Source organism: Actinosynnema sp. NPDC004786, assembly GCF_053601135.1.
Genome location: NZ_JBSGBG010000001.1, coordinates 151,647 through 172,489, shown reverse-complemented (window position 1 = coordinate 172,489; position 20,843 = coordinate 151,647). Strand labels below are relative to the sequence as shown.

Genomic DNA, 20,843 nt, shown 5'->3' with positions numbered 1-20,843 from the left:
CGCGGTGATCCATGCCAGCGGAGGAGAAGTCGCTCGGTCAAGTCAGGTTCATGACGGTCGCCGAGGTCGCGCTGATGATGCGCGTGTCGAAGATGACGGTGTACCGCCTGGTCCACTCCGGTGAGTTGACGGCGGTGCGCGTGGGCAAGTCGTTCAGGGTGCCGGAGAAGGCGGTGCACGAGTACCTGCGCAACGCCTACTTCGACGCCGGGTGAGGGCGCGTGCGGACCGCCGGGTAAACTCATAGGCCGTTCGTGCCTGGTGTCGGCGCGCCCCTTGACGGGTGTCTCCACCGGCGCGTGGAGAACCACCGACGTCTACTAGTGAAGGATCCCGCATGGGCTCGGTCATCAAGAAGCGCCGCAAGCGCATGTCGAAGAAGAAGCACCGCAAGCTGCTGCGCAAGACGCGGGTTCAGCGCAGGAAGCGCGGCAAGTAACCCCTGCGGGTTTCCACACCGCCAGTCCCCGGCGCACGCCGCGGGACTGGCGGTGTCCTCGTCCCGGCGCGGGCACGCGTCGAGCCGCCATCCGGGTGATTCCCCGGTAAAGCCACGGTGACCTGCGTCAAGACGGCGTTCCGCGGCCGATCCCGGCGGCGGATCCCGGTTAGCCTGGTCGAGTCGCACCACCCGCACAGGGAGTCGCATGGCGCCCAAGGTCGTCCTCGTCACCGGTTGCAGCCGTTACCTCGGCGGGCACCTCGCCGCGCGCTTCGCGGCGAACCCGGACGTCGAACGGGTGCTCGGCGTGGACACCGAGCCGCCCTCACCCGACCTGCGTCGCCGGATGGGGCGCGCCGAGTTCGTGCGCGCCGACATCCGCAACCCGCTCATCGCGAAGGTCATCGCCACCGCGCACGTCGACACCGTCGTGCACGCGTCGCTGACCGCGAACCCGGCCGGCCCGTCCGGCCGCACCGCGATGAAGGAGATGAACGTCATCGGCACGATGCAGCTCCTGGCCGCGTGCCAGAAGTCGCCGCACGTGCGCAAGCTCGTGGTGAAGTCCACCAGCGCGGTGTACGGGTCGAGTTCGCGCGACCCGGCGGTGTTCACCGAGGACATGGGTCCGAAGGACCTGCCGTCCAGCGGGTACGCCAAGGACGCGGTCGAGGTCGAGGGCTACGTGCGCGGCTTCGCCCGCCGCCGGCCGGACGTCGACGTCACCACGCTGCGGTTCACCAACTTCATCGGCCCGCGCATCGACACCGTGATGACCCGGTACTTCGCCCTGCCGGTCGTGCCGACCGTGCTGGGGTACGACGCGAGGGTGCAGTTGCTGCACTCCGAGGACGCGCTGGCCGTGCTGGAGCGGGCCACGCTGCACGACCTGCCCGGCGTCTACAACGTGGGCGGCGACGGCGTGCTGATGCTGTCGCAGGCGATCCGCCGCGCGGGCCGGGTGAGCCTGCCCGTGCCCAGCGCCGCCGTGCCCGCGGTGGGCCGGTTCTTCCGCAGCGCCCGGCTGGTGGACTTCTCGCCGGACCAGATGCGGTTCCTGAACTGGGGCCGGGTGGTGGACACGACCCTGCTGAAGCGCGAGTTCGGCTTCACCCCGCGGTGGACGACGCAGCAGGCGTTCGACGACTACGTGAGCGGGCGCGCGCTGCGCCCGGTCATCGACCCGGAGCTGGTGGCGTCGGTCGAGCGCGGCGTGCTCGGCCTGGCCGCCAGGCTCCGCTAGACGGCACGCCGGCGGGACCGGCACTCGGACGGAGGAGGTGGACGCGTGGCAGAGGCACGGGTGATCCCGCTGCGGGGTGCGGACCGGGAGGAGCCCCGACGACGGCACGGCGCGACTCCGGGACCGACCGCGGTGCCCGATCCGCCGGTGGCGGGGACCGGGCCGGGGCCCGAGGCCGGAGTCGCGTCGCAGCCCGGGGCGGAGGCCGGGTCGCAAGGCGGGTCGGACGCGGCCGGCTGGGAGCGGCGGCTGGCCGACCTGCTGGCCTTCGCGCGCCGGCGCATCCAGGGCGACTACCAGGTGGACGAGTTCGGCTTCGACCCGGACCTCACCGACCACGTGGTGATGCCGCCGCTGCGGCCGCTGTACGAGAAGTGGTTCCGGGTGGAGACGATCGGCATGCACAACGTGCCGGGCGAGGGCGGCGCGCTGATCGTCGCCAACCACTCCGGCACGCTGCCGCTGGACGCGACGATGACCGCGTTCGCCGTGCGGGCGGACCACCCGAAGCGCCGCCACCTGCGGATGCTGGGCGCGGACCTGGTGTTCAAGACGCCGGTGCTGGGCGCGTTGGCGCGCAAGTCGGGGCAGACGCTGGCGTGCAACCCGGACGCGGAGCGGCTGCTCAGGTCCGGTCAGCTGGTCGGCGTGTGGCCGGAGGGCTTCAAGGGCATCGGCAAGCCGTTCAAGGACCGGTACAAGCTCCAGCGGTTCGGCCGGGGCGGGTTCGTGTCGGCGGCGCTGAACACCGGCGTGCCGATCATCCCGTGCTCGATCGTGGGCGCGGAGGAGATCTACCCGAAGATCGGCGACATCAAGGCGCTGGCCAGGCTGTTCGGCTTCCCCTACTTCCCGGTGACGCCGTTCTTCCCGCTGCTGGGCCCGCTGGGCGCGATCCCGCTGCCGTCGAAGTGGTACATCGAGTTCGGCGAGCCGATCCGGACGGACGTGTACGGCGCGCACGCGGCGGACGACCCGATGCTGGTGTTCAACCTGACCGACCAGGTGCGGGAGACCATCCAGCAGACCCTGTACCGGCTGCTCACGCAGCGGCGGAACGTCTTCCTGGGCTGACGCGCGCCCGGCCGGCCGCGGCGGAGCCGAGGTCGGGCGGAACGGGTCGGGCGCGGTGGGCCGAAGGCGGTCGAGCGGGGCGGGGTGGGCCGAAGGCGGTCGGGTCGGGCGCGGTCGAGCGGGTGGAGGTCAGGGGCGCGGTCAGCGGACGCGGCGGCGGTAGGCCAGGGTGGCGGCGACCGCGCCGGCCAGGGCGCCGGCGCCCAGGACGGACGGGACGCCGATCTTCGCCGCCTTGCGGCCCGTGCGGAAGTCGCGGATCTCCCAGCCGCGCTTGCGGGCCGTCTCGCGCAGGCCCGAGTCCGGGTTCACGGCGACCGCCGTGCCGACCACCGACAGCATCGGCACGTCGTTCACCGAGTCCGAGTACGCCGTGCAGCGCCGCAGGTCCAGGCCCTCCTTCGCGGCCAGCGCCCGCACCGCGTGGGCCTTCGCCCGGCCGTGCAGCAGGTCGCCGACCAGCCGCCCGGTGTAGATGCCGTTCTCGCTCTCCGACACCGTCCCCAGCGCGCCGGTCAGCCCGAGCCGGCGCGCGATGATCTGCGCCAGCTCCACCGGCGTCGCGGTCACCAGCCACACCCGCTGCCCGGCGTCGAGGTGCATCTGCGCCAACGCCTGCGTGCCCGCCCAGATCCGGTCCGCCATCAGCTCGTCGTAGATCTCCTCGCCGAGCGAGATCAGCTCCGCCACCGAACGGCCCGCCACGAACGACAGCGCCTGCTCGCGCGACGCGGCCACGCTCTGCGGGTCCTCCCGGCCGCCCACCCGGAACTTGAGCTGCTGCCAGGCGAACCCGGCGAGGTCGGAGTTCTTGAAGTACTTGCGCGCCGCCAGCCCGCGGGCGAAGTGGAAGATCGACGCGCCCATCATCATCGTGTTGTCGACGTCGAAGAACGCGGCGGCGGTGAGGTCGGTGGGCGCGCTCCCGGTCGGCAGGCTCAGGGCGGCCTCGGCCGAGGCTTCACCGGCCAGCGCGGCGCGCCTCTCCCGCTCTGCCGAGTCCTCCACCACACGCCTTTTCACCACGTCAGCGCCTCCCGCGGTCCGATGGGGACAGGGTAGCGATCAGCCGCCGAGGCCGGGCAGTGGCAGCGACGGCAGCGTCAACGTGGGCAGCGGGAGCAGCGGACCGCCGGTCGTGGTGGTCGGCGCGGGCGGCGTCGTGGGCGGGGTCGTGGTGCGGGACTGCCGCTCGTCGGGCGCGCTGGTGGGCGCGGGCGCCTGCCCGGACGTGGTCGGCACGACGGCGGTCGTGGCGGTCGGCACGGGCGGCGACGCGCTCTGCGGCACGTTCGGGTTGACCGACGGCGGCACGCACCCGGCGTCGGCGGGCAGCGGGCCGATCTCGTCGACCCGGCCCGACGTGACGGGACCGCAGTCGCCCCGGGCGCGCAGCGCGGCCGCCCGCCCGCCGATGCGCCGCAGCAGGTCCAGCGACGTGCCCGCGCGGTCGGCGGCCTCGGCGGGCAGCGACGGGCGCAGCCCCTCCAGGCGGTCGGCCTGGGCGCCGGCCCAATCGCGCAGGTCGTCCAGGGCGCGCTGGTCCGAGTTCGAGCCGAGGGCGGCCAGCACGCGGGAACCGGCCGCGGCGTCGGCGTCGAAGTCGGTCAGCGCGGTCAGGTAGCCGCCGAGCGGCCCGCCGCCGGAGTCGCGGTACCGGTCGACCAGCGTCTCGATCTCGGCGACGCGCGCGGCGGCGAACTCCAGGCGCTTGTAGCCCTTCGACTCCTCGTCGAAGGTGAGGCCGAGCGAAGCCGACTCGGCGGTGCGCTTGACGCCGTACAGCGCGTCGCCCGGCAACGCGTCCCGGCTGAGCAGCAGGCTCATCCCGGCCAGCGAGAACACCAGGCACAGCGCCGCGGCGAGGGCCACCGCTAATCGCCCGCGGGCTCCGCCGCGACGCTCCCGCGCGACCAGGTCGAGCTTCGTCGGCGGCGGTTCGGCGGCGCCGAGGACCCTGGCCCGCATCCGGGCGCGGGCGGCCTCGTCCGGCCCCGCCGTGACTGCGGCTTCCCGCAGCAGGGCGACCACGGCCAACTCGTCGGCGAACTCCGCGGCGTCGGCCGGCTCGGCCCCGGGATGCGCGTCGACGGCGCGAGCGAACCGCTCGCGCTGCCTGTGACGCCCTGGCGGCGTGATCCCTTTGCCTACCATCCCGCGTGGCCAACCATCCCGCACCGTTTCGAGCGATCCTGCCCCGAACAACGAACCGGGTGGTCCCGGGGTTACGCGAACGCCGCGTCGTGCGACGGCGGTCTCACCGCAGCCAGGCGGGCAGCAGTTGGGCCAACCGGCGCACCGCTCGGTGCTGGAGGGCCTTGATCGCGCCCTCGTTGCGCCCCATCCTCGCGGCCGTCTCCGCCACGGACAAGCCCTGGATGAAGCGCAGGGTGATGCATTCGCGCTGGTCGTCACCCAGTTGGGCGACACAGCGGAGCAGTTCGGCGTTGGTGGCGTCGGTCAGCACTTCCTGTTCGGGACCGTCCGTGACCTCGCGGTTGTCCGCCAGTTCCGCGGTGGTGACCTCCAGCCGGTAGCGGCTGGACTTCACGTGGTCGAACACGATGTTGCGCGCGATCGTGACGAACCAGGCGCCGACGTCGCGGCCCTGGTAGCTGATCGAGCCGATGCTGCGCAGCGCCCGGAGGAACGTCTCGCTCGTGACGTCCTCGGCCAGCGTGCGGTCGCCCACCCGGAAGAGCACGTACCGGTACACCACGTCGACGTACCGGTCGTAAAGCGCGCCGAACGCGTCCGTGTCGCCGCCCTGAGCGGCGCGGACCAGGTTCCACGGCTCCTCGGCCGCGTTGCTCTCCACGCTCCCGATCGTGCTGGACTGCCCTCCCGCGCTCCACCTCGACCGGAGCGTCCGGATGGTTCGGACGGAGTTCTCGCGTGCCCGTGCGGTCATCGGCTCGCGGCACCTCCACAGGGTCGCCGTGCCGGCAGCATACGTGTTGTTACTCCGTAGTAGGTAGCGGCAAGTGGTCTCGAATCTGCCACGCGGATGGAGGCACTGCGTGACGCCACCCGCCCGTGACAGACTGCGCTGAGGTCCGTTGTGGTTCACCAGGAGGTCGCGTTGACCGCTTCCGCAAGCAACATCGCCGACCTGGTTCGCGCCTCCGCGCACCGTGGACCCAAGCACGCCGCGCTGGTCGATGTCACGGCCTCCGGCGCGGACACCCGCACCTGGGCGGAGCTGGACGCGGCGGTGGACGGCGAGGCGCACCGGCTGGTCCGCGCGGGCCTGGCGCCGGGCGACCGGGTGGTGGTGCGGCTGCCCACCGGGGCCGCGTTCTGCGTCGCCGTGTTCGGCGTGCTGCGGGCGGGCGGCGTGCTGGTGCCCGCCGGACCCGGCCAGCCGGCCCGCGAGCTGGAGCGCCTGGTCGCCGACAGCGGCGCGAAGCTGCTCGTCGGCGACGCCGGCGGCGTGGACGTCGAGGCGCTGCCCGCGCCGACCCTGGAACCGGGCGAGGAGTTCGCCGCGATCGGCTCGGGCGAGGACCTGGCCGTGCTCGGCTACACCTCCGGCACGTCCGGTTCGCCGCGCGGCGCGATGCTGTCGCACCGGGCGCTGCTCGCCAACGTCGCGCAGTGCGCGTCCCTGCGGCCCGCCCCGGTGACCGCGGGCGACCGGGTGCTGCTGGCGCTGCCCCTGTTCCACGTCTACGGGCTCGGTCCGGGCCTGTTCCAGGTGGCCGGCGCGGGCGCGACGGCCGTGCTGCTGGAGCGCTTCGACCCCGACCTGGCGCTGACCGCCATCCGCGAGCACCGGGTGACCACGGTGGTCGGCGTGCCGCCGATGTACTCGGCGATCCTGGCCCACCCGGTCGAGCGGCTGCGCGAGGACCTGGCCACGGTGCGCCTGTTCACCTCCGGGGCCGCGCCCCTCGCGCCGGGCCTGCTGGACGCCATGCGGGAGGCGGTCGGCCTGCCCGTCTACGAGGGCTACGGGCTGACCGAGACCGGTCCGGTGCTCACCACGACCCTGGCGGGCGGCGCGCCCAAGCCCGGTTCGGTCGGCCGCCCGCTGCCCGGCGTGCAGGTGCGGCTGGTCGACACCGACGGCCGGCCGCTGGACCCGGACGAGGACGAGCCCGGCACCGGCCTGGTCGCGGCGAAGGGCGACAACCTGTTCGGCGGCTACTGGCCGGACGGCGCGCACGGCCCCGACGCCGACGGCTGGTTCCGCACCGGCGACGTCGGTTACCTCGACGCGGACGGCGACCTGCACCTGGTGGACCGGGCGGGCGACCTGATCATCGTCAACGGCTTCAACGTCTACCCGCACGAGGTCGAGCAGGTGCTGGCCGAGCTGGACGGCGTGGCCGAGGCGGCGGCGGTGGGCGTGCCCGACCCGAGGACCGGCGAGTCGGTGAAGGTCGTCGTGGTGCCCGCCGAGGGCGTCGAGCTGACCGAGGACGCGGTCAAGGACCACTGCGCGGGGCGGCTGGCGAAGTTCAAGGTGCCGACCGTGGTCGAGTTCGCCGAGGCACTGCCGCACTCGCCGACCGGGAAGCTGGCGCGGGCCCGGCTGCGGCTGCCCCTAGCCTGAACGGCGTGAGCCACCACGTCACCTTGATGAGCCGGGTCGACTGCCACGCCTGCGAGCAGGCCAAGGCGGACCTGGAGCGGATCTGCGGCGAGCTGGGCGTGCCGTGGGACGTCCGGGACGTCGACGCCGACCGCGAGCTGCGCGCCGAGTACGGGGACCGGGTGCCGGTGATCCTGGTCGACGGCGAGGAGCACGGCTACTGGTCGGTCGAGGAGGACCGCCTGCGCGCCGCCCTGCGCTGACCGGTTACCGCCCCATTACGGAATCGGCGGACCGGGCCGCGGCGGGTGTCGAATCGAACCATGACGCGCCTGACCGCGGCCCTCGTCGGCCTCCTCGCCGTGGCCGCCGCCCTCGCGGCCGGACACCTCGTCGCCGGGGTGGTCGGCCCCTCGGCCTCGCCGTTCCTCGCGGTGGGCGACGCCGCGGTGGACCTCGCGCCGACGCCGGTGAAGGACTTCGCGATCCGCGCCTTCGGCACCCACGACAAGCTCGTGCTGCTGCTGGGCATGGCGGTCGTGCTGGCGGCCGTCGCGGTCGCCGCCGGGCTGCTGTCCCGGCGCTCGCCCCTGCCGGGCACGGTCCTGGCCGTGGGGCTCGGCGTCGTGGGCGTCGCCGCCGTCCTCTCCCGGCCCGACCTCGGGCAGCTCGGCGTCCTCGCCCCCGTCGCCGCCCTGGCGGCGGGCCTCGCGGTGTTCCGCCTGCTGCACGCGAAGGCCGCCGCCGGGACCGACGAGCACCGGCGCGCGTTCCTCGTCGCCTCGGGCGCCGCGGCGGTCGGCGCGGGCCTCGCCGCGCTGGTCGGCCAGGCGGCGGGCGGCCGGGTGGACGTCGAGGCGTCCCGGCGGGCCGTCGGCGCGCTCGACCCCGCCTCGCCCGCGCCGCCGCTCCCGCCGAACGCGGACTTCGCCGCCGCCGGCACGCCCCCGTTCATCACGCCGAACGCCGACTTCTACCGGATCGACACGGCCCTGAGCGTGCCGCGCCTGCGCGCCGAGGACTGGGCGCTGCGCGTGCACGGCATGGTCGACCGGGAGCTGACCCTGCGCTACGCCGACCTGCGCCGCCGCGACCTGGTCGAACGCACCGTCACGATGGTGTGCGTGTCCAACGAGGTCGGCGGGCCGTACGTGTCCACGGCCGACTTCGTCGGCGTGCCCCTGCGCGACGTCCTGCTCGAAGCCGGCGTCCGCCCCGGCGCCGACCAGCTCTTCTCCACCAGCGCCGACGGCTGGACCGCGGGCTCGCCGGTCGACGTCGTGCTGGAGGAGGACCGCGGCGCGCTCATCGCGCTCGGCATGAACGGCGAACCCCTCCCCGCCGAGCACGGGTTCCCGGCCCGCCTGGTCGTGCCCGGCCTCTACGGGTACGTCTCGGCCACCAAGTGGGTGGTCGACCTGGAGCTGACCACGTTCGACGCGAAGCGCGGCTACTGGCTGGAGCGCGGGTGGGCGCAGCGGGCGCCGGTCAAGGTGATGTCCCGGATCGACCGCCCGGCGCGGCGGTCCACGGTGTCCGGCCGGGTCGTGGCGGCCGGCGTGGCGTGGGCCCAGCCGACCGGCGTCCGGCGGGTCGAGGTCCGGGTCGACAACGGCCCGTGGCGCGACGCGACCCTGTCCGACGAGGTCAACCGCTCGACGTGGCGGATGTGGCGGGTCGAGCTGGACCTGGCCCCCGGCGGCCACACGATCGAGGTGCGCGCCACCGACGAGGCGGGCCTCACCCAGCCGCAGGCCCGGGTCGCCCCGATCCCGGACGGCGCGACCGGCTGGCACTCGGTCTTCTTCACCGTCGCCTAGGCCGGTCCCCCACCCCTCCGCCGGGGTGTGGTGACACGCCCGGTGACCGCGAATTCACCCCATGGTGGCCGCCTCCGCGTATCCACGCGCGGGCAGGGCTCACCATTACGTGAAAGGGGGGTCCGCCCGGCGGTCGGGCGTCCGGTCGTCAACTTTGTGCAAGCGTTCACAAGCGGTACGGTGGGGGCATCACTCCGCTGGTGGCGGTACCCGGCGGGTCAGTGCGACGGATGTCGAGGAGTTCCAGCGTGGCGGCTCAGCGGGGCGAGGGTGACGGTGTCGTGACCCGCCCGGAAGGGACCAGCACGGACGGGACCGCCCCCGAAGCGCCCGCCGACGTCCGGGAGCGGGCGCGCGCGATCCCCGAGGCCGCGGTGGCGCGCCTCGCCGTGTACCTCCGCGTCCTCTCGGGCATGGTCGAGCAGGGCGTGACGACCATCTCCAGCGAGGAGCTGGCGGGCGCGGCCGGGGTCAACTCGGCGAAGCTCCGCAAGGACCTGTCCTACATCGGCTCGTACGGCACGCGTGGCGTCGGTTACGACGTCGAGGTGCTCGTGAGCCACATCGAGCGCATCCTCGGGCTCACCCGCAAGCACTCGGTGGCGGTCGTCGGGATCGGTAATCTTGGTCACGCGCTGGCGAACTACGGCGGCTTCCCCAGCCGCGGCTTCCCGGTCGCCGCGCTGTTCGACATCGACCCGGACCTGACGGGAGTGCCGGTAGGCGGCATACCCGTCAACCACATCGACGACATCACGTCCGTCTGCGCCGAGCGGGAGGTCTCGATCGGCGTCATCGCGACGCCCCCGCAGGCAGCTCAGGCCGTCTGCGACCGTTTGGTATCCGCCGGAGTCCAGTGCATCCTGAACTTCGCACCCGTCGTGCTCCAAGTGCCGGACTACGTCGAAGTGCGCAAGGTCGACCTGGCGGTCGAGATGCAGATCCTGTCGTTCCACGTCGCGCGACGGGCTGACGAGGCCGCCGGGGACGTGGTCAACGGCATCGGTGTGGACGGGGTGGTGATTCGCCCGTGATCGTGCGGGTAGTGAGCCGGTCGGTGGTGCGCGCATGAGCGTTCTCGTCGTCGGGCTGTCCCACCGGACCACCCCGGTTCCCGTGCTGGAGCGCGTCGCGGTGGCGGACGCCGACCGCGGCAAGGTCCTCGACCAGCTCCTCTCGGCCCCCAGCGTGTCCGAGGCCGTGCTGCTGTCGACCTGCAACCGGGTCGAGGTGTACGCGGTCGTCGAGACCTTCCACGGCGGCATGAACGAGGTCGTCGAGGTGCTGGCCCACCAGGCCGGCGCCGAGCCCGCCGACCTGTTCGAGCACCTCTACGTGCACTACTCCGCCGCCGCGGTCGAGCACCTGTTCTCCGTGGCGGGCGGCCTGGACTCGATGGTCGTCGGCGAGGCCCAGATCCTCGGCCAGCTCCGCACCGCCTACAACGCCGCCGACGAGCGGGGCGTGGTCGGCCGCACCCTGCACGAGCTGGCCCAGCACGCGCTGCGGGTCGGCAAGCGCGTGCACACCGAGACCGACATCGACCACGCCGGCGCGTCCGTCGTGTCCGAGGCCCTCTCCGACGCCGCGACCGCCTTGGGCGGCCTCGCCGGCCGCCGGGCCCTGATCGTCGGCGCGGGCTCGATGGGCGGCCTCGCCGCCGCCCACCTGCGCCGCGCCGGCATCGGCGAGGTCGTCATCGCCAACCGGACGCCCGCCAACGGCGAGCGCCTGGCCTCGGCGCTGCGCGCGGACGGCGTGCCCGCCGGCTCCACCGGCCTGGACGCCCTGGCCGACGCGGTCGCGGACGCGGACGTGCTGTTCGCGTGCACCGGCTCGGTCGGCACGGTCGTCGGCGCGGAGCACATCGGCGACCGCGCGCCGGACCGGCCGCTGGTCGTCTGCGACCTCGGCCTGCCCAAGGACGTCGACCCGGCCGCGACGCTGCTCGACAACGTCCGCGTGGTCGACCTGGAGACCCTGCAGCGCAGGCTGTCCGACGCCCCGACCGGGCAGGGCACGCTGCGCGCGGCGGAGATCGTGGCCGAGGAGGTCCGCGCCTACCTGGCCGGGCAGCGCTCGGCCGGGGTCACGCCCACCGTGACGGCACTGCGCAAGCGCGCCGCCGAGGTCGTGGACGCCGAGCTGCTGCGGTTGGACTCGCGGCTGCCCGAGCTGCCCGCCCCGGTCCGGGACGAGCTGGCCAAGACCGTGCGCCGGGTGGTGGACAAGCTCCTGCACACCCCCACCGTGCGGGTGAAGGAGCTGGCCGCGGCGCCCGGTGGCGCCGGCTACGCCGAGGCGCTGCGCGAGCTGTTCGGGCTCGACCCGCAGGCGCCGTCCGCCGTCAGCACCCCCCAATCGACGAAACCCGAAGGTGAGAAGCGGTGAACCGCACCCTGAGGATCGGCACCCGCGGCAGCGCCCTCGCGCTCGCGCAGACCGGCCACGTGGCCGACGCGCTGCGCGAGGCGGGCGCGAACGTGGAGATCGTCACGATCTCCACGCCCGGTGACCGCTCGTCCGCACCCATCGCCGAGATCGGCATCGGGGTGTTCACCTCGGCGCTGCGGGACGCGCTCGCCAACGGCGAGGTCGACGTCGCCGTGCACTCGTACAAGGACCTGCCCACGGCGCGCGACCCGCGCCTGTCGCTGGCCGCCGTCCCGCCCCGCGAGGACCCGCGTGACGCGCTCGTCGCCCGCGACGGCCTGACCCTCGGCGAGCTGCCCACCGGCGCGAAGGTGGGCACCGGCTCGCCGCGCCGCGCCGCGCAGCTCACCGCGCTCGGACTGGGGCTCGAGGTGGTCGCCCTGCGCGGCAACGTCGACTCCCGCATCCGCAAGGTCGTCGACGGCGAGCTGGACGCCGTCGTGCTGGCCCGCGCCGGCATCGCCCGCCTCGGCCGCACGGCCGAGATCACCGAGACCCTGGAGCCCATCCAGATGCTCCCCGCGCCCGCGCAGGGCGCCCTCGCAGTGGAGTGCCGGGTCGACGACGTCGACACCGAACACCTCCTCCAGTCCACTTTGGACGACTCGGCCAGCAGGGCCGCTGTCGCTGCCGAGCGCGCCATGCTGGCCGCGCTCGAAGCAGGCTGCAGCGCGCCGGTCGGCGCACTGGCCGATGTGGTGGAAGACCTCGGCGACGACGGGACCGCGGTGCTCCGCCTGTCCCTGCGCGGGGTCATGGCGACGGAGGACGGCGACCTCCTCCGTGCGTCCGCCACCGGTGACTTGACCGCAGCAGAGGAACTCGGCCGCGCGCTGGCCGCCGAGTTGCTCGACCTCTCCGGCCACGCCACCGCGTCGCCGGCGAGGCGTAGTTGATGGGGAGTGCCCTGATGACCCGCGCACGCAAGACCCCCGGCCGAGTCGCGTTCGTCGGCTCGGGTCCGGGCGACACCGGGCTGCTCACGGTCCGGGCCCGCGACCTGCTCCACAAGGCGGAGCTGGTGGTCACGGACCCTGACGTCCCGGCCGAGGTGGTGGCGCTGGTACCCGACGGCGTCGAGGTACGACCCGCCGTGGGCGATCCCGCCGACGTGGCGAAGGACCTGGTCGCCGAGGCGAAGAACGGCAACGCCGTCGTCCGCCTCGTCGCGGGCGACCCGCTGACGCTGGACTCGGTGGTGAAGGAGGCGCAGGCCGTCTCCAAGACCACGATCGCCTTCGACGTGGTCCCGGGCGTCCCCGCCGGCACCGCGGTGCCCGCCTACGCGGGCGTCGCGCTGGGCGCCGTGCACACCGAGGCCGACGTCCGCGGCGTGACCGACTGGGCCGGCCTGGCCGCCGCGCCCGGCACGCTCGTGCTCCACGCCACCGGCAGCCACCTGGCCGAAGCCGCGTCCTCCCTGGTGGAGAACGGCGTCGCGCCGCAGACCCCGGTCGCGGTGACCTGCGACGGCACCGGCTTCGGCCAGCGCACCGTCGACACCACCCTGGCCTCCCTCGCCGCCGACGCGGGCGACCTCGGCGGCCCGCTCGTGGTCACCGTGGGCGCGGCCGTCGCCGGCCGGGCGAAGCTGTCCTGGTGGGAGTCCCGCGCCCTCTACGGCTGGCGCGTCCTCGTCCCGCGCACCAAGGAGCAGGCCGGCGCGATGAGCGACCGCCTCCACTCCCACGGCGCGATCCCGGTCGAGGTGCCGACGATCTCCGTCGAGCCGCCGCGCAGCCCCGCGCAGATGGAGCGCTCGGTCAAGGGCCTGGTCGACGGCCGCTACCAGTGGGTCGTCTTCACCTCGACCAACGCCGTCCGCGCGGTCTGGGAGAAGTTCCGCGAGTTCGGCCTGGACGCCCGCGCCTTCTCCGGCGTCAAGATCGCCTGCGTGGGCGAGTCCACCGCCGCCAAGGTCCGCAGCTTCGGCATCATCCCGGAGCTGGTCCCGTCCGGCGAGCAGTCCTCCGAGGGCCTCCTCGCGGACTTCCCGCCCTACGACGACATCCTGGACCCGGTGGACCGCGTCCTGCTCCCGCGGGCCGACATCGCCACCGAAACCCTCGCCGCCGGCCTGCGCGAACGGGGCTGGGAGATCGACGACGTCACGGCCTACCGCACCGTCCGCGCCGCCCCGCCGCCCGCGGACACCCGCGAGATGATCAAGTCGGGCGGCTTCGACGCCGTCTGCTTCACCTCGTCCTCCACGGTGCGCAACCTGGTCGGCATCGCCGGCAAGCCGCACGCCCGCACCCTGGTCGCGTGCATCGGCCCGCAGACCGCGGAAACGGCCCGCGAGTTCGGCCTGCGGGTGGACGTCCAACCGGAGGACGCCAACGTCCCCGCGCTGGTCGACGCCCTGGCCCAACACGCCGCCCGCCTGCGCGCCGAAGGCGCCCTGCCCCCACCCCGCAAGACCAAGCGCCTCCGCCGTTCCTGAGCACGGACCGAACCGGTGGATCGGCCGCCCGAGCCGATCCACCGGACCCGGTACGACCACCCCGGAACAGCCAACGTGACACCGCTCAAGCCGGCACCACAACGGACCCGCAGCCACCCCACCGAGGCTCGATTTGACATGGGTTCGGGTGCCATAGGCTGGTCGGAGCCGGCAGGCTCGGCGGGACGCTCTTCCCCGCCGTGCCTGCCGGCTACGGCCTGCCTCCGGTGCCCGTAAGGGCCCCATGTCAAATCGAGCCGGACCGCACCCCAGAACTCCTGCAACACCGAGCACCACCCAGCAACACCCGCGCACCACCCCGCAACACCCAGCACCACCCCCAGCCAGGGAGTACCCGCCGTGTTCCCAGCCCACCGCCCCCGCCGCCTCCGCACCACCCCGGCCCTGCGCCGCCTGGTCTCCGAGACCACCGTGCGCCCCCGCCACCTCGTCCTGCCCATGTTCGTGAAGGAAGGCGCGGACGCGCCGACCGAGATCAAGAGCATGCCGGGCGTCCACCAGCACACCCGCGAGTCGCTGCGCAAGGCGGCCGTGGAGGCGGTCCAGGCGGGCGTCGGCGGGATCATGCTGTTCGGCGTGCCCGCCGAGCGGGACGCGGTCGGCTCCGGCGCGACCGACCCCGACGGCATCCTCAACGCCGCCCTGCGCGACCTGCGCCGGGAACTCGGCGACTCGACCGTCCTGATGTCGGACTGCTGCCTGGACGAGTTCACCGACCACGGCCACTGCGGCGTGCTCACCCCCGACGGCACCGTCGACAACGACGCCACGCTGGAGGTCTACGGCGAGATGGCCGTCGCCCAGGCCGAAGCGGGCGCGCACCTCGTGGGCCCGAGCGGCATGATGGACGGCCAGATCGGCTTCATCCGGGCCGCGCTCGACGAGGCGGGCCACACCGACACCGGCATCCTCGCCTACAGCGCCAAGTACGCCTCCGCGCTCTACGGCCCGTTCCGCGACGCCGTCGAGTCGCAGCTCCAGGGCGACCGCAAGACCTACCAGCAGGACCCGGCGAACGCCCGCGAGGCGCTCCGCGAGGCCACCCTCGACCTCGCCGAGGGGGCCGACCTGGTCATGGTCAAGCCCGCCCTCCCGTACCTGGACGTCGTCAAGGCCGTCGCCGAGGTGTCCGACGTCCCGGTGGCCGCCTACCAGATCTCCGGCGAGTACGCGATGGTCGAGGCCGCGGCCCGCAACGGCTGGATCGACCGCGAGCGCACCGTGCTGGAGACGCTGACGTCGATCCGCCGGGCCGGCGCGGACGTCGTGCTCACCTACTGGGCCGTCGAGGCCGCCGCGTGGCTGGACCGGGAATGACGGGACCGCGAACGACCGGACCGGGGAACGCCCGGGCGGCCAAGCCGCCCACCCCGCCGCCGCCCAAGCCGGTCGACATCGCCCGCTGGCTGTTCATCCTCAGCGCCGCCGTCGGCATGGTGCGGTTCGTGGTGCAACTGGCCGACCGCGGGATGCTGATCCGCGAACTGCGCGCGCAGCAGCCGGACCTGAGCCAGGACGAGCTGGACGCCGCCGCCACCGGCGGGATCGTGTTCGGCCTGCTGATGGCCGTCGCCCTGGTCCTCGTCTACACGCTGCTCGCGAACCGGATGGCCCAGGGCCGCAACTGGGCGCGCGTCGTGCTGACCGTCCTCGCCGTCGGCGGGATCTTCCTCGGCGTGGTGCGGCTGGTCGCCGCCGTCTCGGGCTTCGCGGCGGCGTTCGGCCTCGCGGTCAACGGGGTGGACCTCGCGTTCGGCGTCCTCACGATGCTGATCGACGCCGCGGCCGTGGTGCTGGTGTACCAGGCGTCCGTCGCCGGTCACTTCAGGCCGCGCCCCGTCGGTACCCGCTGACGCGCGCGGCCAAACGCACCGGGAGAACCCAGGTCACAGGTCTGCAGCCACCGCCTGTCGCGGTGGACAACGACCTTGACCGGGCCCTAGCGTTCCGGACGTGACGACCCCACAGGACCCTGAGAACAGGCCCTCGCAGCCGCACGAGCAGCAGCCCTACCCGCAGCAGTCGTACCCGCAGCAGCCCTCCTACCTCCCGCCGCCGCCGCTGAGCGAGTCGGAGCTGGCCGGGTCGGGTGGCCAGGGGCGGCCCGCCGTGCCGGAGCCCAAGGAAGTCCGCCTGTCGTTCTTCCTGTGGCTCGCGGGCGCGCTGCTGCTCGTCGTCTCCTCCGTGCTGGTGCTCACCCAGCGGGGGACGGCCCTGGAAGAGGCCCGCAAGGCGCAGAACCAGACCCCGGGCGTCACGGTGGAGCAGCTCGAGTCCGCGGTGACCGCCGTCCTCGTGTTCCTCGTGATCATCGGCGTGGTGCTCGCGGCGCTGATGGCGTTCTTCGCGGTCAAGGCCCGCGCCGGCCGCAACTGGGCGCGGATCGCGTTGACGATCCTGGGCGTGGTGGTGTTCCTCTACCACCTGATCGGGTTCTCCCTGATCGGCGTGCTCATCATGCTGGTCGTCGCCGCCGCCGTGGTGACGCTGTACCTGCCCGCTTCCAAGGTCTACTTCGACTCGGCCAAACGCGTCGGATGACCGAGCAGCCGCCCGCGGTCGTGCGCGGCGCGGTCGCCGTCTGGCTGGCCCTCGGCGCGTTCCTGCTGCTGGAGGGCCTGGTGCTGTGGCTGCGCCGGCCCGCGCTGGAGCAGGCCGCGGTCCGGGCAGGCGACGACCCCGCCGCGGTCACCGGGCTGCTGTGGCAGCTCACCCTCGTCGCGGTGCTCTTCACGATCGGCTACGGCGTGTTCGGGTGGCTGCTGCGCCGGGGCACGCGGTGGGCGCGCGGCGTGCTGACCGCCGTGGCCGTGCTGCACGTGCTGTGGATCGTGCTGCCGGGGGCCAGCGCCGCGAACCTGGTGACGCTGTTGCTGATCGCCGTCGGGTTGGCGTTGACCTGGCTCCCCGGCACGGCCCGGTGGGTGAGGTCCCGATGACCAGCCCGCAACCGCCCTACCAGCCACACCAACCCCCGTACCAGCCGCAACACCAGCCCTCACCGCAACACCAGCCCCCACCCCCGTACCCCTACCCCGGCCAGATGCGGAGCGTCGACCAGCACACCACCGCGCCGACCCGCCCCAACGCCGTCGTCGTCTCGTTCGTCCTGTGGGTGCTGGCGTCGCTGTCCTGGCCGATCGGCTCGCTCGTCCGCACGCTGGCCGAGGACGGCGCGCTCGCCGGCTTCGGCCCGATCATGGCGTTGTTCGCCGGCGCGTGCCTGGCCGTCGCCGGCATCTGGGGCGCGGTGCTGCTGCTGGGCGGCAGCTACCACGCCCGCCTCGGCCTGTGCGGCGGCGCGCTGGTCATCGGCGTCCTCGCGCTGGCCGCCGCGATCGTCGCCGCCCGCGACGGCGGGACCGAGCCGGTGTCGTGGGCGGTGATCGTGCTGCGCCTCGCGCTGCCCGCCGCCGCGGCCGTGTTCGGCTTCCTGCCGGGCACGCGCCGGTACTTCTCCGGCAACCTCGGGTAGGCGTCACGTGGACCAACCCACCCTGTACGCCGAACCCGGCGCGTCCTGGTGGCCGCTGCTGTGGGGCCCGGTGTTCGCCGCCCTCGGCCTGGGCGTGGAAGCGCTGACCGGCTCGACCCGCCCGCTGCTGTGGGTGTTCGTCGCGCTGCTCCTGCTCCTGCCGACCGCCCTCTGGGTGCAGGGACGCCGCCGCCTCTACGCGGTCCGCCTCACGCCCGTCGCCCTGCACCAGGGCCGGGAGGAGCTGCCGATGCGGGAGGTGGCGGCCGTCGAGGGCGTCGAGCCCCGGTCCGGCGCGAAGGTGCTGGGCGGCGGCTGGACCCTGCCCCGCGGCACGGAGCCGGTGCCCGTCCGGCTCGCCGACGGCACGGTGGTGACGGGCTGGGCGCGGGACGCGGACGCGCTGCGCGCCGCGATGGCGCGGCTGGTGAGCACGCGCGACGGCGGGAGCGGACCCGGTGCGCCGCGGGCGTGAGAAGCTGACCGGCGTGACTGCGGCTCCCGTCGAGACCGAGACCGCGCCGGACCCCGGGCCCGGCGCGCCGACGCTGCACCAGCCGAAACGCGCGCTGATCGCGGTCGGCGAGGTGGTGCTCATCGCGCTGCTCGTGCCCCTCGCGGTGTGGTGCTGGAACCGGGGTGTCGAGCACTACAGCTACCCCGTGCCCGACCACCCGCCGCTGGAGGCGACCCGCTTCAAGGGCAACTGGATCGGCCCGTCGATCGGCCTGGTCACGGTGGCCGGGGTGCTGCTGCTCGACGCCGTGCGCCAGACCGTGCTCGCCGTGCGGACCCGTGGTCGGGAGCAGGTCGCCGAACCCGACGTGTGAGACTGGACCCCGTGACAGCGACGCGATCCCAGGCACTGTTCGAGCGCGCGGCGGCGGTGATCCCCGGTGGCGTGAACTCCCCGGTACGGGCCTTCCACTCGGTCGGCGGCACGCCGAGGTTCATGGTGCGCGGCGAGGGCCCGCACCTGTGGGACGCCGACGGCAACCGGTACGTCGACCTGGTGTCCTCCTGGGGCCCGATGATCCTCGGGCACGCTCACCCGGACGTGGTGCGGGCCGTGCGCGAGGTCGCCACCCGCGGCCTGTCCTTCGGCACGCCCACCGAGGGCGAGGTCGAGCTGGCCGAGGAGATCATCGACCGGGTCGCCCCGGTGCGCCGGGTCCGCCTGGTCAACTCCGGCACCGAGGCCACGATGAGCGCGATCCGGCTGGCCCGCGGCTTCACCGGCCGCCGCAAGGTGGTCAAGTTCGCCGGCTGCTACCACGGCCACGTGGACGCCCTGCTCGCCCAGGCCGGCTCCGGCGTCGCCACGCTCGGCCTGCCCACGTCGCCGGGCGTCACCGGCGCCCAGGCCGCCGACACGCTCGTGCTGCCCTACAACGACCTCGACGCCGTCCGCCGGGCGTTCGAGGAGCACCCCGGCGAGATCGCCTGCGTGATCACGGAGGCCGCCGCGGGCAACATGGGCGCGGTCGCGCCGAAGCACAACGCCGAGCTGAAGCGGCTCTGCGAGGCCGACGGCGCGCTGCTGGTCATGGACGAGGTCATGACCGGCTTCCGGGTGTCCCGCGCCGGCTGGTACGGCCTGGAGAACGTCGCGGGCGACCTCTACACGTTCGGCAAGGTCATGTCCGGCGGCCTGCCCGCCGCGGCGTTCGGCGGCCGCGCGGACGTGATGGCGAAGCTGGCCCCGTCCGGCCCGGTCTACCAGGCGGGCACGCTGTCCGGCAACCCGGTCGCGGTCGCCGCGGGCCTGGCCACGCTGCGCGCCGCCACCGACGACGTCTACCGCACCCTGGACGCCAACGCCACGCGCCTGGGCGCGCTGTTCACCGCCGCGCTCACCGAGGCGGGCGTCGCGCACCGCGTGCAGTTCGCCGGGAACCTGGTCAGCGTGTTCTTCACCGACCGCGAGGTGACCGACTACGCCGGCGCCCAGGCCGCCGAGACGTGGCGCTTCCCACCGTTCTTCCACGCCCTGCTCGAACGCGGCGTGTACGCGCCGCCGAGCGCGTTCGAGGCGTGGTTCGTCAACGCCGCCATGACCGACGCGGACTTCGAGGTCGTCGCCGACGCCCTCCCGCACGCCGCCCGCGCCGCCGCGAGCGCCACCGCCCCCGAGGGGGTGGCCCGGTGAGCCGCACCGTCGTCCACCTGCTGCGGCACGGCGAGGTGCACAACCCGACCGGCATCCTCTACGGCCGCCTGCCGGGCTTCAGGCTGTCCGAGCGCGGCCAGCGGCAGGCCCTGACCGTGGCCGAGCACCTCGCCGACCACGACATCGCGCACGTCGTCGCGTCACCGCTGGAGCGGGCGCAGCAGACCGCGTCGCCGATCGCCGACTCGCACCGGCTGGAGCTGGCCACCGACGACCGGCTGATCGAGGCGGACAACCGGTTCGAGGGCCTGAAGGTGGCCGTCGGCGACGGCGCGCTGCGCTCGCCGAAGCACTGGCCGAAGCTGGTCAACCCGTTCCGGCCGTCGTGGGGCGAGCCGTACCTGGCGATCGCGCACCGGATGCTCGGCGCGGTGCAGCGGGCCCGCGCGGTGGCCGAGGGCCACGAGGCGGTGTGCGTGTCCCACCAGCTCCCGATCTGGACGCTGCGCAGGTTCGTGGAGGGCAAGCGAATGTGGCACGACCCGCGTCGCCGCGAGTGCTCGCTCGCGTCGCTGACCAGCCTGGTGTTCGAGGGGGAGCAGCTGGTGCGCGTGGTCTACACCGAGCCGGTCGGCGCGACCAACCCGAGGGTGACCGGCGCATGAGGGCGCGATCGGCGCTGGCGGGCCTCGCCGCCGCGGTCCTGGTCCTGGCGGGCTGCTCGACCGGGGACGACGCGGTGGTGGCGGGCTCGGAGTTCCAGCTCGTCGCGCCCAACGGCGAGACCAAGCTGCGCTACGAGGGCGACGAGCGCAAGCCGGTGAAGGGCCTGACCGGTCCGAGCCTGATGGAGGACGGCAAGACGATCTCCCTGGACGACTACGCGGGCAAGGTCGTGGTCGTCAACATCTGGGGCGCGTGGTGCCCGCCGTGCCGGACCGAGGCGCCGGAGCTGCAGAAGGTCCAGGACGAGACCGGGCCGCTGGGCGTGCAGGTGCTGGGCGTGGACGTCAAGGAGAGCTCGACCGAGTCGCCCCGCGACTTCATGACCAACCGGAAGCTGAGCTACCCGTCGATCTACGACCAGTCCGGCCGGGCGATGCTGTCGTTCCGCGGCCTGCCGCCGAACACCGTGCCGTCCACGTTCGTGCTCGACAAGCAGCACCGCGTGGCGGCGGCGTTCCTGGGGCCCGTGATCGCGACCGACCTGCTGCAACTGGTCAAGGACCTGGCCGCGGAGTAGCC

24 protein-coding genes are annotated in these 20,843 nt (G+C 73.9%); 21 read left to right on the top strand and 3 right to left on the bottom strand.

Features of this window, described 5'->3' with window-relative positions; genetic code table 11:
* Positions 1-11 precede the first annotated feature (11 nt).
* From ACWEFJ_RS00935 to ACWEFJ_RS00920, 4 genes are all read left to right on the top strand, one after another.
* Positions 12-215 (top strand): helix-turn-helix domain-containing protein, encoded by a 204-nt coding sequence (locus ACWEFJ_RS00935; RefSeq protein WP_053722699.1) that lies wholly within the window; start codon positions 12-14, stop codon positions 213-215.
* A 122-nt stretch (positions 216-337) separates the two neighbouring features.
* On the top strand, positions 338-439 hold the full coding sequence (locus tag ACWEFJ_RS00930) for a 30S ribosomal protein bS22 (protein WP_015105422.1): 102 nt from the start codon (positions 338-340) through the stop codon (positions 437-439).
* Between the two features lie 208 nt (positions 440-647).
* The gene (locus tag ACWEFJ_RS00925) at positions 648-1,685 is read left to right on the top strand and encodes an NAD-dependent epimerase/dehydratase family protein (protein ID WP_378087727.1); all 1,038 of its coding nucleotides are present in this window, start codon (positions 648-650) and stop codon (positions 1,683-1,685) included.
* A 45-nt stretch (positions 1,686-1,730) separates the two neighbouring features.
* A complete protein-coding gene (locus tag ACWEFJ_RS00920; protein ID WP_449712517.1) occupies positions 1,731-2,759 on the top strand; it encodes a 1-acyl-sn-glycerol-3-phosphate acyltransferase in 1,029 nt (342 codons plus the stop codon).
* A gap of 141 nt (positions 2,760-2,900) precedes the next feature.
* On the opposite strand, the gene ACWEFJ_RS00915 is transcribed toward ACWEFJ_RS00920, so the two are convergent.
* The 3 genes from ACWEFJ_RS00915 to ACWEFJ_RS00905 form a co-directional block, all read right to left on the bottom strand.
* Positions 2,901-3,785, bottom strand: coding sequence for an HAD family hydrolase (locus tag ACWEFJ_RS00915; RefSeq protein ID WP_378087723.1), 885 nt, complete (start codon positions 3,783-3,785; stop codon positions 2,901-2,903).
* Positions 3,786-3,824: 39 nt separating this feature from the next.
* The gene (locus ACWEFJ_RS00910; protein WP_449712516.1) at positions 3,825-4,913 is read right to left on the bottom strand and encodes a DUF5667 domain-containing protein; all 1,089 of its coding nucleotides are present in this window, start codon (positions 4,911-4,913) and stop codon (positions 3,825-3,827) included.
* Positions 4,914-5,016: 103 nt separating this feature from the next.
* Positions 5,017-5,670: a sigma-70 family RNA polymerase sigma factor gene (locus ACWEFJ_RS00905; protein WP_378087719.1), complete on the bottom strand. Its 654-nt coding sequence runs from the start codon at positions 5,668-5,670 to the stop codon at positions 5,017-5,019.
* Between the two features lie 171 nt (positions 5,671-5,841).
* On the opposite strand from ACWEFJ_RS00905, the gene ACWEFJ_RS00900 reads away from it, so the two are divergent.
* From ACWEFJ_RS00900 to ACWEFJ_RS00820, 17 genes are all read left to right on the top strand, one after another.
* On the top strand, positions 5,842-7,317 hold the full coding sequence (locus tag ACWEFJ_RS00900) for an AMP-binding protein (protein WP_378087717.1): 1,476 nt from the start codon (positions 5,842-5,844) through the stop codon (positions 7,315-7,317).
* Positions 7,318-7,322: 5 nt separating this feature from the next.
* Positions 7,323-7,559, top strand: coding sequence for a glutaredoxin family protein (locus ACWEFJ_RS00895; RefSeq protein ID WP_197289301.1), 237 nt, complete (start codon positions 7,323-7,325; stop codon positions 7,557-7,559).
* Between the two features lie 60 nt (positions 7,560-7,619).
* Positions 7,620-9,116, top strand: coding sequence for a molybdopterin-dependent oxidoreductase (locus ACWEFJ_RS00890; RefSeq protein WP_449712515.1), 1,497 nt, complete (start codon positions 7,620-7,622; stop codon positions 9,114-9,116).
* Positions 9,117-9,364: 248 nt separating this feature from the next.
* On the top strand, positions 9,365-10,150 hold the full coding sequence (locus ACWEFJ_RS00885) for a redox-sensing transcriptional repressor Rex (RefSeq protein ID WP_378087713.1): 786 nt from the start codon (positions 9,365-9,367) through the stop codon (positions 10,148-10,150).
* Between the two features lie 34 nt (positions 10,151-10,184).
* Positions 10,185-11,507 carry a glutamyl-tRNA reductase gene (locus tag ACWEFJ_RS00880; protein WP_449712514.1) on the top strand — a complete coding sequence of 441 codons (1,323 nt, stop codon included), beginning with the start codon at positions 10,185-10,187 and terminating at the stop codon, positions 11,505-11,507.
* Entirely contained in the window at positions 11,504-12,445 is a 942-nt protein-coding gene (gene hemC, locus ACWEFJ_RS00875) for a hydroxymethylbilane synthase (RefSeq protein ID WP_378087709.1), read from the top strand. The genes ACWEFJ_RS00880 and hemC overlap by 4 nt, the downstream gene beginning before the upstream one ends.
* Positions 12,446-12,459: 14 nt before the next feature.
* Positions 12,460-13,992, top strand: a complete 1,533-nt coding sequence (locus tag ACWEFJ_RS00870; protein ID WP_378087707.1) for a bifunctional uroporphyrinogen-III C-methyltransferase/uroporphyrinogen-III synthase — start codon at positions 12,460-12,462, stop codon at positions 13,990-13,992.
* A gap of 360 nt (positions 13,993-14,352) precedes the next feature.
* A complete protein-coding gene (hemB, locus tag ACWEFJ_RS00865; protein WP_378095450.1) occupies positions 14,353-15,330 on the top strand; it encodes a porphobilinogen synthase in 978 nt (325 codons plus the stop codon).
* A complete protein-coding gene (locus ACWEFJ_RS00860; RefSeq protein ID WP_449712513.1) occupies positions 15,327-15,866 on the top strand; it encodes a hypothetical protein in 540 nt (179 codons plus the stop codon). The genes hemB and ACWEFJ_RS00860 overlap by 4 nt, the downstream gene beginning before the upstream one ends.
* Before the next feature lie 100 nt (positions 15,867-15,966).
* Positions 15,967-16,554, top strand: coding sequence for a hypothetical protein (locus tag ACWEFJ_RS00855; RefSeq protein ID WP_378095447.1), 588 nt, complete (start codon positions 15,967-15,969; stop codon positions 16,552-16,554).
* Complete coding sequence (locus ACWEFJ_RS00850; RefSeq protein ID WP_378095445.1) at positions 16,551-16,952, top strand: hypothetical protein; 402 nt, start codon at positions 16,551-16,553, stop codon at positions 16,950-16,952. The genes ACWEFJ_RS00855 and ACWEFJ_RS00850 overlap by 4 nt, the downstream gene beginning before the upstream one ends.
* A gap of 104 nt (positions 16,953-17,056) precedes the next feature.
* Entirely contained in the window at positions 17,057-17,488 is a 432-nt protein-coding gene (locus ACWEFJ_RS00845) for a hypothetical protein (RefSeq protein ID WP_378095443.1), read from the top strand.
* Positions 17,489-17,495: 7 nt separating this feature from the next.
* Complete coding sequence (locus ACWEFJ_RS00840; protein ID WP_449712512.1) at positions 17,496-17,963, top strand: hypothetical protein; 468 nt, start codon at positions 17,496-17,498, stop codon at positions 17,961-17,963.
* Positions 17,964-17,976: 13 nt separating this feature from the next.
* On the top strand, positions 17,977-18,318 hold the full coding sequence (locus tag ACWEFJ_RS00835; protein WP_378095439.1) for a hypothetical protein: 342 nt from the start codon (positions 17,977-17,979) through the stop codon (positions 18,316-18,318).
* Positions 18,319-18,329: 11 nt separating this feature from the next.
* Positions 18,330-19,637: a glutamate-1-semialdehyde 2,1-aminomutase gene (hemL, locus tag ACWEFJ_RS00830; protein ID WP_378095437.1), complete on the top strand. Its 1,308-nt coding sequence runs from the start codon at positions 18,330-18,332 to the stop codon at positions 19,635-19,637.
* On the top strand, positions 19,634-20,263 hold the full coding sequence (locus tag ACWEFJ_RS00825) for a histidine phosphatase family protein (protein ID WP_378095436.1): 630 nt from the start codon (positions 19,634-19,636) through the stop codon (positions 20,261-20,263). The genes hemL and ACWEFJ_RS00825 overlap by 4 nt, the downstream gene beginning before the upstream one ends.
* Positions 20,260-20,841 (top strand): TlpA family protein disulfide reductase, encoded by a 582-nt coding sequence (locus ACWEFJ_RS00820; RefSeq protein WP_378095434.1) that lies wholly within the window; start codon positions 20,260-20,262, stop codon positions 20,839-20,841. Before ACWEFJ_RS00825 ends, ACWEFJ_RS00820 begins: the two co-directional genes overlap by 4 nt.
* Positions 20,842-20,843 lie beyond the last annotated feature (2 nt).